8 protein-coding genes are annotated in these 11,840 nt (G+C 46.1%); 2 read left to right on the top strand and 6 right to left on the bottom strand.

What is annotated here, in order from left to right; translation table 11 throughout:
- Positions 1-761: 761 nt before the first annotated feature.
- The 5 genes from C0033_RS04965 to C0033_RS04945 all read right to left on the bottom strand — a co-directional run bounded on the left by C0033_RS04965 (position 762) and on the right by C0033_RS04945 (position 6,662).
- A complete protein-coding gene (locus C0033_RS04965; protein ID WP_103226758.1) occupies positions 762-2,153 on the bottom strand; it encodes a sulfatase in 1,392 nt (463 codons plus the stop codon).
- Positions 2,153-3,331 (bottom strand): glycoside hydrolase family 88 protein, encoded by a 1,179-nt coding sequence (locus C0033_RS04960; RefSeq protein WP_103226757.1) that lies wholly within the window; start codon positions 3,329-3,331, stop codon positions 2,153-2,155. The genes C0033_RS04965 and C0033_RS04960 overlap by 1 nt, the downstream gene beginning before the upstream one ends.
- A gap of 20 nt (positions 3,332-3,351) precedes the next feature.
- Complete coding sequence (locus C0033_RS04955; protein ID WP_103226756.1) at positions 3,352-4,179, bottom strand: carbohydrate ABC transporter permease; 828 nt, start codon at positions 4,177-4,179, stop codon at positions 3,352-3,354.
- Positions 4,180-4,200: 21 nt separating this feature from the next.
- Complete coding sequence (locus C0033_RS04950) at positions 4,201-5,121, bottom strand: sugar ABC transporter permease (protein WP_103226755.1); 921 nt, start codon at positions 5,119-5,121, stop codon at positions 4,201-4,203.
- 173 nt (positions 5,122-5,294) lie between these two features.
- Positions 5,295-6,662, bottom strand: coding sequence for a sugar ABC transporter substrate-binding protein (locus tag C0033_RS04945; RefSeq protein ID WP_103226754.1), 1,368 nt, complete (start codon positions 6,660-6,662; stop codon positions 5,295-5,297).
- 248 nt (positions 6,663-6,910) lie between these two features.
- Between C0033_RS04945 and C0033_RS04940 the strand changes: the two genes are divergently transcribed.
- Both C0033_RS04940 and C0033_RS04935 read left to right on the top strand, forming a co-directional pair.
- A complete protein-coding gene (locus C0033_RS04940; RefSeq protein WP_103226781.1) occupies positions 6,911-8,710 on the top strand; it encodes a histidine kinase in 1,800 nt (599 codons plus the stop codon).
- A 46-nt stretch (positions 8,711-8,756) separates the two neighbouring features.
- A complete protein-coding gene (locus tag C0033_RS04935) occupies positions 8,757-10,367 on the top strand; it encodes an AraC family transcriptional regulator (RefSeq protein WP_103226753.1) in 1,611 nt (536 codons plus the stop codon).
- Between the two features lie 16 nt (positions 10,368-10,383).
- Here C0033_RS04935 and C0033_RS04930 read toward each other — a convergent pair whose 3' ends face one another.
- Positions 10,384-11,835, bottom strand: coding sequence for a tetratricopeptide repeat protein (locus C0033_RS04930; RefSeq protein WP_146043733.1), 1,452 nt, complete (start codon positions 11,833-11,835; stop codon positions 10,384-10,386).
- Positions 11,836-11,840: the final 5 nt, after the last annotated feature.

Below are 11,840 nucleotides of genomic sequence, written 5' to 3'. Positions count from 1 at the left end.
AGTTTTTAAAGCGCCGCTGAGCAGCGAAGTCATAAAGAGTTCACTGCGAATGGCGCTGGCCTGCCTCGTTCTGTCCTTACGGGCCTTAGTAGTTCTTAGGGGCGAATCCCGAATCCCATCTGTCCGTATCTTGCTTCCCCGGCCCGGTTCCCTCCTCTGATCGTTTCCTTCCGGCTCCGCCTCCTGGTTCTGTGCTGGTTTTCGCTAGCCTGGTTAAAAACAATGTTATTGTATTGGTATTTATATAGAAGCCAATTTACATGGAACGCCACAGAATTTTCAGAAAAGCCTTCGGGTTTTTACTTTAAACGTCAAGGCATTTCACGAAAAGACCTCACCCTTTACATTAAAACGTGAAGTCATTTCTGAAAAAGCCTTCACGTTTGATGTAAAAAATACTCTCATATCCAAAATCTTTTTTATCCTCAGCTAGCCAAGTAACAGCCGGAAAGAAGGGGAAACCTGGGCGGGCGGCGGTAATAGAGAAAGACAGGGGATCGTGTGCAGCCCCTTAGTGATACTTGGTCGGCAAGAGCGGAAAAAGGCAGACAAATACTGAAATTCCGAATCAGTATTTGAGGCGCCCTTGAGCGATGAAGTCATAAAGAGTTCACCGCGAATGGCGCCGCGCTGCCTTTTTCCGCTCTTGGCGGCCTAGTATCACTTAGGGGCGTAACCCGAATCCCCTGTCTTTCTCTATTACCGCCGCCCGCCCAGGTTTCCCCTTCTTTCCGGCGTTTCTTAGTTAACTAAATAAAGATTTAACTCTCGCTGATAAGTAAAAATGGGTCTTGGGTTAGATTTAGGTAATTTTTTAATTTTTTTCTGAATTCCAGTATTAGTTTCTCCTCCGAATCCGGTTCGATCATCCGGGGATTCAGCTGGTATTTGTCGTTGGCGTCGTCGTAGAGATATTCTTTTGTTTCTTCTCCAGGCGCATATCCGTTGCTCACCACATAGGTGTAGCGGTGGGTCTTTATGCCGCGCCATCCGTAAGCTTTATGGGTGAGGCCGCATTTTTCAAAGGCTGCTACCATCTCGGCTCCGCCAGGATAGGAACATAGGAACATATCTTCGGGCGCATTTTCATCGGCGGCGAACATTCCTTTTTTGTGGCTGTAGCCCTGGCAGGTTTCCGGGACCGGAAGGTTAAGAAGGTCTAAAAGGGTTGGCATGTGGTCAGGGCTGGCGAAAAGTTCGCCGTTTTCCCCTGGTGTAATCCTGCCTTTTTGTCTCATCATGAGAGGAATATGAACGGATTCTTCATACCATATATTCTTGCTCATCAGGCCGTGGGACCCCAGCATCTCTCCATGGTCTGCGGAAAGCACCACTAAAGTATCCTCTTCCAGCCCCTGTTCCTTTAGATATTCCATGATCCGGCCGAACTGTTCGTCAATTCCGTTTACAGCGGCAAAATACTGCCTTGTAATGGTTTCCAGCTTCTCCGTTCTCATCTCTTCCGGCACGTTGTCCCGGTAATGGACAGGGAGGTCCTTAAACTTCTCATAATAACGGTCAGGCACCAGTTCATATGGGAGATGAGGCGGATTGTAGGACAAGAATAAAGCGAACGGCTCTTTACTGTGCTTTTTATCATTTATGTAGTCAATCGCCCGGTCTGTCTCGTACTCAGCCGACCATTTGCCCGGACGGATCTGTTTTGGGCTGTCGCTCCAGTAATGAGGATTCAGGTGCTCGTCGTCTGCCCCGTAGGAAAGCCAGTAGTCAAAGCCCTGGCGGCGCTCACCCGGCGGCGTATAGGCATCCCAGTTTTTCGCGCCGGATTCCGGATGAGGATCGAAATTCAGTTCCGACGCGTCCAGATGCCATTTTCCGATGTATCCGGTCTGGTAGCCATGGTCTTTCAGCACATTGGCAATACAGGTTTCCTGGGGCTTTAGCATGATCTTTTCTTCCAGGCCGATCTTGCAGTTGGTCCACATACCGACACTGAACGGGTATTTGCCCGTCATCAGAGACGCCCTGTGGGGAGAACACAACGGAAATGTGCTGTAAGCATTGGAAAAACGCATGCTCTCTTCGGCAAAACAATCGATATTCGGCGTTATTACCTGATCTTCCTTCACATATCCCATCGCTTCATAACGCCATTGGTCTGCAAAAATATATAATAAATTAGGCTGTTTCATTACCAGTACAGATTCCAGTCCTTCGTCATTCTGGTGAGAGCTTCCATATAGAAATAATCTCCCCAGGTGTTGCATTCATCCACGCCCCGGTTCTTACAGGTATTTTCCTTGGAATCCCTTGCATAGGTTCCGTGAAGCAGCAGACCATTGCTCTTCTTACTATCCGTATTGGCGCAGTGAACGATCAGGGCTTTCATCATCTTATCGGCAGCGTCCCGGTATTTCTTGCCGGTTTCTTCGTCCAAATATTTGCACATTTCCAGGATTCCGCAGACAGCGATGGCGGACGCGGAAGAATCCCTTGGCTCCTCGCTTCCCGTATCGAAATCAAAATCCCAATAAGGAACCAGATCTTCTGGTAGATGTTCAATAAAATAGTCTGTTACCTGGAAAAATAAGTCAATATATTCCGGTTTTTTCAGATAGCGGTAGCTGAGTGCGATTCCATAAATGCCCCACGCCTGGCCTCTGGCCCAGGCGGAATTGTTGCGGTTGCCCTGGTGAGTTACGCCATATGTAGGCTCTCCTGTCTCCATATCGATAAAATGAGTATGATAGGTGGAATGATCCGGGCGGAGCACGCAGCGCATAGCTGTCTTAATATGATTTTCCGCCTTATCCGCATAAGAGGGATCTCCCGTCACCTCACTGGCCCAGTAAAGGATGGGCAGGTTCAACAGGCAGTCGATAATCAGGCGGTATTCCTTGGCTTCTCCCACATTTCCCCAGGCCTGAAGGAATTTGCCCACTTCACGGTAGCGCTCTGCCAGATGGTCTGCGGCCAGTAATGCCGCTTTTTTACCTGTCTCGCTTCCTGTCAGCTTATAAGCCGCAACACAGGAAAGGCTGAATAAAAAGCCCATATCATGATGGTTCACATCGATTTTATTCTCAATTCTGTTTAAGAAACTGTCCACCTGCTTTAAAGCTGCCTCTTTGAAACACTCTTCATTGGTGTCTTCATAAGCGAGCCATAAAACTCCGGTCCAGAATCCCGTAGTCCACTCCACATTGTCGGTGGGCTGGAAAAAATTATCAAAGCTGTTGGAGGAAGGGAAAAAGTCCGTAAACTGTCCAAGATCCTCTCTTACAACTCCAATTGCGCCTTCCAAAGCCTTCTTCACATCATCGCGTTCCAGCCCCGGATACATTTTCAAACTTTCAAACGTCTGTGCCATACCAAATCTCCTTTTTGTCTTTAACCTTTGATGCCGCTGGCAGCAACTCCTTCAACGAAGAATTTCTGGCAGCTTAAAAATACAATCACAACAGGAATCAGAGAACAAACCGAAGCAGCCATAATCCAGGCATAATCAGCGCCGTACTGGGAGATGAACATGCGGATACCTAACTGGATGGTCTTTAATTCTTTTGTTTTCAGATAGATGAGAGGTCCCATAAAGTCATTCCATACCGTTGTAAATGTAAAGATAACCAAAGTAGCCATCGCCGGCTTGCCGAGAGGGAACACAATTCTTCTGAAAATACCAAATTCCGTCAGACCGTCAATTCTGGCAGCTTCACAGAGTTCATCCGGAATGCTGATATAAAACTGACGGATTAAGAACACACCGAATGCGGAGAACGCCTGCATCAGGATCAGTCCTAAGTGAGTGTCATTTAAGCCCATTTTAGATACAAGAATGAACTGAGGGATCATATATACCTGCCACGGAACCGCAATTGTGGTGACATACATTAAAAAGATCAAATCCCTGCCCTTAAACTTCGTTTTCGTAAACCCATATGCTGCAAAACAGCTGGTACAAAGCTGAATAGCCGTTGTACATATGGTTAGTTTAGCAGTATTTAAAAAGAATGTCAAAAGTGGAAGCTTCTTCCAGATGGTCTGATAGTTTTCCCAATGCATTTCATCCGGCCACCACTTCATCGGTATGGAAAATACGTCCTTATTTAACTTCAAGGAAGAGATTACCATCCAGTAAAATGGAACCAGCATGAGCAAAGATAAAAGGACCAGTGCTGCAACCAATATGTTTTTCATTGTTTTTTCTCTAGCTTTCATAATCGTTTCACCGCTCCTTTCCTACATCATGTCCTTGGACCATTTTTTCTCGCCTGAGAACTGGATCAAGGTAATTACCAAAACTACTGCGAACAGTATGATTGCGCCTGCACTTGCCGGCCCTAACTGCCAGCTCTTAAATGCTTTTTCATAGATATAGTTAACCAGCGTCTTTGTAGCGTTTCCCGGGCCGCCGCCGGTCATAACATATACCAGATCGAATACTTTGAAACACTGAATGGTGAGCATGATCAGAACGAAAAATGTGGTCGGCGTCAGCATGGGCACCGTGATATAGCGCAGCTTCTGCAGGCCATTTGCCCCGTCGATGCTGGCCGCTTCATATAATGATTTGGAAATGCCCTGAAGAGCTGCCAGATATACGATCATGTAATAACCCATATATTTCCATATACTTACAATGGCGATTGCAACCATCGCCCACTTTACATCCACCACCCATCTAGGCGGATTGCTGATTCCAATAAACTTCAGCGCTTCATTAATAGGTCCGAAATCCGGTTGGAACAGCATGTTCCACACGGCACCTACCGCCACAATCGAAGCGATATATGGGAAAAAGAACGACGTTCTGAAAAGCGCAATTCCTTTTATTTTCGAATTTAAGAGTACGGCTAAAAGCAATGACAGAACCAATGTAGGCAGAACCGTCATGGCCGCATATTCTATAGTATTAAAAAATGATTTGACAAACACATCATCTGAAAAAATCTGAGCAAAGTTGGCAAGCCCTACAAATTTCATAGGCGCTTGGGAACCATCCCACTGCATAACGCTTAAAACAAATGAAAAGCATACCGGAATAAATACAAATATGGAATACCCGATTAAGTTGGGCAGAACAAATGCATATCCGGTCAGGTTGTCACGAATGACTCTTTTTTGCCTGGAAGTCAGACCTTTTTTCTTCTTTTCGTTCATATTCTCCTCCATTTCTTCCGCGCAAACGGCTTACTGACACGCATGAAAAAATCCCCGTTTTTTCATATTTCCTTATAAAACCTGTTTAAAAATGCCCCGTTTGGGCAAAAAAAGAGCGCGCTCCAAAAAATCTGCATATTCAGAGGCGCTCTTTTTATCAGCCTAAACGTTAATTAGTTCCAGCCTTTGATTTTTGCGACACGTTCTGTCATTTCTTTAATTCCATCATCGACAGAATAAGCTTTGATCATAATCATTTCATGTACTTCGTCTAAGACAGTACGGATTTCTTCGATCTGAGGATCCAGTGGACGGTCAAATGCATAGTGGTTATAGGATAACGCCTCTACATTGCTGTCGCCTTCCGGGAAATGTTCTGCGGAAGCGATGGTCTTCATGGATTCTTCTGTCTGGATACCTGTAAATACGCCCTGCTGTGCAAGAATTTCTGCTGCTTCTTCAGAAGCTGCGAATTTAACGAAATCCCATGCCAGGTCAGCCTGGTCTGTATAAGCGCTGATTGCAACCGGTGTCAAAGCACCAACGGTGTATCCTGCTCCGGTATCGGAAGGATGAGGAATATTAGCTACGCCCCAGTTGAAATCTGTTTCGCCTTCTGCCTGAGACTGCATCATAGTTGCGATAAACCAGGTTCCCATAGGCATCATTGCGCACTGCTGGTTTTTAAATACAGATGAATAATGAATATTAGCTGTCTTTAAAGTGGAATAATCCTGGATATATCCGTTGTCCTGTAATGCAAGAGCTTCCTCATACCAAGGTTTTAAGAAGCTGTAATCTTTCTCAACAACTGTGTTCTTTCCGTCCTGTACGGCCCAGTTTGTAACAAGCGCCTGCCATGTGTGGTTGTGGCTTCCGTAAACCTTAGCGCTGCCTTCTCCTGATGTCAGCTTAGCTGCCAGCTCGTCATACTGTTCCCATGTCATATCATTGGAAGGATATTCAACGCCTGCTGCGTCAAATAAATCTTTGTTGTAGTAAAGCACATACCAGTCATTGCGGTATGGAAGCGCGTAGGAAACGCCGTTGTACTGAAGCTGTTCTGCTGCGCCTTTATAGATGGACAAATCAAAATTGTCATTTTTAATGAAGTCGTCAATCGGAAGCAGCTGGTTCTTGTCTGCCATCTGAAGCATGGAACCCATATCCTTTACCCAGATTACGTCCGGATCAGGCTGTGCTGCTGATAAGCTGATTCCGAGAGAGTTGTTGTACTCATCTGCGGAAGTGTCGATAATCTTAATCTTTACATTAGGATTTTTAGCTTCATAAGCTTCGATTACCGCTGAGAACTGAGGTGAAGATTCATTATCCCAAGTGGTTACGGATAATTCTACCTGCTCGCCGGATGCTGCTTTTTCCGTTTCTCCTGCTGTGGTCTCTGCTGCTTTTTCTGTTTCTCCTGCTTTTGTCTCTGTCTTGCTGTCAGCTGCCGGCTGAGTTTTTCCACCGCCGCATGCGGTTAATGAGGCAACCATCATTGCGCAGAGCGCTGCTGCTAATGCTTTCTTTGATTTCATGTTTAAAAACCTCCCTTATCATTTTGCTCTGTGTTTCACTTGATAGTTAAAGGATAACAGACTTGGTTTTTTACCTGAATAAACGATTTGAAGAATTCTGTTACTATTTATTTCCCTTATTTTTCCGCCCGGATAAAAAAATATACTTTTTACAGATTCTTATACTTTTTCCTGATTTCCAGACGATTTCATTGTTTTTTCTCCTCAATAACGGTATGATAAAAACAGATCACAGGAGGTCCTTTTCTATGGCAAAATTCCCCTTACACGCGGCGTCCGCAGCGCCGAAAACATTTCAGAGGAAACTGATTTTTTACAATATGCTGATCATTATCTGCATCGCCTGTGTGGTCAGTTTTTACAATTTTACTTCTTATAAGAATGACGTGATTAAAAATGAGACCAACAACTCCGTAAACCGGATTCAAACCTTATCCGACCGGGCGGCTCTGGCCTACGATGAGATGGTGAATATACTGTTAAACTGTGCGGAACGAAAATCTCTTTTTTTAACCACTTCACTGAATTATTCCCAGACGGGTTCTAATGAGCGGATGGCTCTTTATGCCGCCGATGTCCTCCGGGATTTCTGCGCCATCTCCGGTTACAGTGAATATATATACAAAATTACTTTATATAATAAGGATCAGCTTCTGATTCAGGCCGGCAGCTCCGCCGGTTCCGGCGACGATCTTGAGAATATCACGTCCGCACCCTGGTTTAATGATTATCTTACGAAAACTTCTTCTCAGTACAAGCTTACTTTAGAGGAATCCCCGTTCCCATTAGGGCGATATGCTAACCCGCAGATCATTCCTTTGGTACGTCCTCTTCAATATAATGAGCATGACGATCCAAAAGACGCCTGGGTATTTCTCGGAATTTCCCCAAAGCTGTTCAACTCCCTGCTGGAAATCCTGCCTGAGGACCGGATTCTCTATATCACCACCGGCGAAGGCGAGGTCATCTCTTCCTTAAACGGCGGCAGATTGGAAACCAGGGATCTGATCGGAGAGCTGACGGCTTCCGAAAGCTTCAGCGGAGTTTTGAGAAGAAAATTATCCGGCCAAGACTGCGTGATAACCTATCAAAAACAGCTGGTCAGCGGCCTTCTCCTGATGGAAATCATGCCGGTTGAGGATATGAATTTCGACCATACCGTAATTGCCAATACGATCGTGATCATTTTCTTTTTCTGTATCACCATCGGCTTAATTCTGTCCGTGTTATTTTCCCGTCAGTTAGGAGCGCCAATCAAGCGGCTGACCGGCCGGCTGAAACAGATTTCCCACGGAGATTTCAGCAGAGATATTTCCATTGAAACGGACGACGAGATCGGAATGATCGGCAAACAGATCAATCATATGTCAGGCCATATCTCCGAACTCCTGGATACCCGGGTTCAGAGTGAAAAGGAGAAAAAGGATTTGGAGATCAAGATGCTCCAGGCACAGATCAACCCGCACTTTTTATACAACACCTTGGATTCGATCAAATGGATTGCCACCATCCAAAAAAACAGCGGCATCGTACAGGTGGTAACCGCCCTTTCCTCACTCTTAAAAAATATGGCAAAGGGATTTAACGAAAAAGTCACCTTGAGACAAGAACTTGACTTTTTGAATAATTATGTAACAATAGAGAAGATACGTTATATCGAACTGTTCGACGTGGAAATAGATGTGGAATCAGAATCTCTTTATGACGCCAAGATCATCAAACTCACACTGCAGCCTTTAGTGGAAAATGCCATCTTCAGCGGTATCGAGCCCAGCGGCCGCAGCGGTTTAATCAAAATACATGCCTATACCAAAAACGGAATTCTCTATGTAAGTGTAACGGACAACGGCATCGGTATCTCTCCGGAGAATATCGAAAAACTGCTGACCGACACTTCCAGGGTTACCAAAAGCAATATGAGCGGAATCGGCCTGCCAAACGTAGACCGGCGGCTGAAGCTTGTTTACGGAGAGGATTTCGGCGTTAAAATCGACAGTGTACTGGATGAATATACCACCATTACTGTCTCGCTTCCTTTAGAAGTATAGATTATAGCGAATCGGCAAATTTTATAGAAAATTCAGGAGAATTCTTATGTATCGTATTGTTTTAGTAGACGACGAACCACTTATACTGGCAGGAATTGCATCGCTGATCACTTGGGAAGACCACGACTGCACCATAGTCGGAAAAGCCACCAACGGGCCTTCCGCATGCGACATCATCGCAGAGCAGAAGCCCGATATTGTGATCACGGACATCCGCATGCCCATCATGAACGGCTTGGAGCTGGTGGAAAAATGTAAAGCGGACGGCTATACCTTTGCCTTCATCGTGCTGACCAATCTGGAAGAATTTACTCTGGCCCGGAAAGCCCTGACTCTCGGAGCCACCGATTACCTGGTTAAAATCGACTTAAACGCAGACGCGCTGATCGAAGCGTTGGACAAGGCGAAGAAATCCTGCGATATCATGATCAAACATGAACAGCATCAGCTGCTGGACGACTTGATAAAAAGCAACTCCAAAGACGTGGTGCACCAGTATCTGAGCAGAATGCTTCTGTCCCCCGCCTCATTTTCTCCCGAAAAGGAAGAACTGCCTCCGGAATTTAAAAACCACTATGAGCGCCCGTTCATCATTCTGTGCTCCATGCGTTCCGACAACATCAGCTTTGAACCGGGCGAGGACACCTATGATTTCCGCCAGATCCAAAAACAGATTCTGGAAATTATAGGAGGAATCACCGGACGCACGTTTGCGGATCAGACGCTTTTAAGCTACTCGGATACCGTTTATCTGCTGGCAGCCGATCTGCGCCCGGGAGACGATTTTCACAAGATCGTGGACAGCTTCTGCAGCAAGTGCAACACCGCTTTAAAAACCTATTTCGAGCTCACGGCCGTCTATGGGATCAGCGAACAGGCAGAAGATGTAGACGGCCTTCCTGACGCCCTTACGCACGCCCTGACCGCGCTGGATTACTACTATTACGATTCCTCCTCACCGGTTGTCTATTATTCCGGCCAGTCCTTTCACAAAAGCAACGCCCGAACCTTTAACATTAATTTTCTGAAAAAGGACTTATCCGCCTCCATCGCACAAAACGACAGCGAAAAAATGGCGTCCATCTTCAGCCAGATCATCGATCTGTTTCAAGACGGAAAGCCGGTTAAAGAGCATGCCACCAGCGCCTGCATCAACATCTATACATACCTGTACTCCCTCTTTGAAAATGAGGACAACAGCTATCAGGATATCTTTCCTTACACGATCAATATTGCGGAGCACTTAAATCATTTTAACAGCCTTTCGGACATTTTGGAATGGCTGCAGAGCTTCTGCGCAAAGCTGTGCAAGCTGCTGGACGACCGGAAAAATACCCGTTCCGACAAGCTGGTGGAGCAGGCCAAGCGCTACGTTCAGTCCCATTATACGGAAAAGCTGTCGTTAACCGATATCGCGGACGCTTTAAACATCAGCTACGGCCATTTGAGCAACACCTTCAAAAAATATACGGGCACCACCCTGTCGGATTATATCGCTTCCGTGAAAATCGACCATGCAAAAGAGCTGATCGATACCCATCAATATCTGATGTACGAGATTTCCGACATGCTGGGTTTTGATAACCCTTATTATTTCAGCAAAGTATTTAAAAAAATCACGGGGATTTCTCCCCGTGAATACGAAAACCGCAGCTAAAATGATTATACTTGAATTACCGTTTTTTCCGGATCTGCGCCGTTTCCTTATGCTCGGGCGGGTCCGGATATAAAACCGGGAGGCCGGTTCCATTTTCTCCCAGTATCCCGCTCTTTGTGCAGAAAGTATCGGTCACTGTTCCATTCTCATCCGTGTACTTCCAGGACAACAGGACTGCCTTATCATTATCCACACTGATATAAGCATGTGAAAATGCCCGGTACCCCTCCGCGTCATACACCGCAAAATCCACGGTAATCAACCCTTGGCCCCGATACCAGATCACAGCGTCGTACTTGGCCTGTAAATTTCCTTCCAATACCTCTGAAAGCATCTGTTCCCATACCCTCTCCGAGTCCTTATACCCCATAAAAAATTCTTTGGAAATCTCGATTCCGCCACATTCCTGATAAGTTCCTCCCTCATAACAGATGGGATAATCTTTCCATGTATGTCCCAGCATGCCGTCGCTTGTCTCCAGCCCCTCATAATCTTCCGTACCGAACCACAGTCTGCCGTCTCTCATAAATATCTCGCCGTATCCGTCATAGACCTGATGCAGCCCGCCGTTTTCCAAACGATAGGTAAAACACTGTTTCATGCTTCCCATCATCATATTACCGTCCAGAACCGCATGCTGCTCCTGTCCTGCATCCACCACATCCAGGTACCAGTAATCAATAGCGAATCCCATCTGGTCTATGCCTGTATCCACAACAGACGCTCCCGTCCCGTCAATATACCACAATTCAACTTCCGTCATATAGAAATCGTCTTCATTGATCCCGGTCAATGCCACCGCCTCATGGATTCCGTCCTGATTGAGGTCGCAATAGATAAATTCAATGATCTCATGGGCTGCCGCAGCCTCCAGTTTCGCCCTCAGCTCCTCTTCCGAAATGTCCGGAATTGAGGCCTCTGTCTCAGAATCCGGCCTGTTCTCATCCGTTTTCACCCTTTCCGGCTCCCCGGATGTCTCTTCTTCTGCGTCTTCCGCTTTATCCTCCGGCTTTTCCTTCCAATCCGGAGAGATCTTTATGATCCACTCTTTTACCTCATCCGCCTTTTTTTCCTGCCCCTGGTCTTCATAAGAACTCATCAAACGCTCCAACACCAGTTCGCTTTTCTCCAATTGACGGTCATTGTCCTCATATTCCAACCTGATAACCATAAAAGCAGTATCCAGAACCTGATCAGCCTTAGCCTTCTCGTCCAATTCCACATAGGCATCCGCCAAAGACAGATAAACATCCATCTTCTTAGGTTCAATGCGGATTGCCGCTGTAAATGCGATTACCGCTTCTTCATACTCCATCTCTTCCAGATACCTGATACCGGCCTTCCTATGATGTTCAAAACGCGTTTCCCGGACAACTCCGGCCAGTAAGAATCCGCAGAAGACGGCTGCAGCCATCGCAATCAGTATTCCTGCCGCACGCGCGACCATACCTCTTTTGCTTATCTTCAAATTCT

Origin of the sequence: Clostridium sp. chh4-2, from assembly GCF_002899675.1 — a bacterium.
Lineage (GTDB): Bacteria > Bacillota > Clostridia > Lachnospirales > Lachnospiraceae > CHH4-2.
The sequence above is the reverse complement of the archived record's forward strand: the minus strand, read 5'-3'. Positions and strand labels throughout refer to the sequence as shown.

Coding starts and splice junctions, on each gene's coding strand:
- C0033_RS04945 (WP_103226754.1), bottom strand. CDS start 6,662: ATGAAATCAAAGAAAGCATTAGCAGCAGCGCTCTGCGCAATGATGGTT.
- C0033_RS04950 (WP_103226755.1), bottom strand. CDS start 5,121: ATGAACGAAAAGAAGAAAAAAGGTCTGACTTCCAGGCAAAAAAGAGTC.
- C0033_RS04955 (WP_103226756.1), bottom strand. CDS start 4,179: ATGAAAGCTAGAGAAAAAACAATGAAAAACATATTGGTTGCAGCACTG.
- C0033_RS04960 (WP_103226757.1), bottom strand. CDS start 3,331: ATGGCACAGACGTTTGAAAGTTTGAAAATGTATCCGGGGCTGGAACGC.
- C0033_RS04940 (WP_103226781.1), top strand. CDS start 6,911: ATGGCAAAATTCCCCTTACACGCGGCGTCCGCAGCGCCGAAAACATTT.
- C0033_RS04965 (WP_103226758.1), bottom strand. CDS start 2,153: ATGAAACAGCCTAATTTATTATATATTTTTGCAGACCAATGGCGTTAT.
- C0033_RS04935 (WP_103226753.1), top strand. CDS start 8,757: ATGTATCGTATTGTTTTAGTAGACGACGAACCACTTATACTGGCAGGA.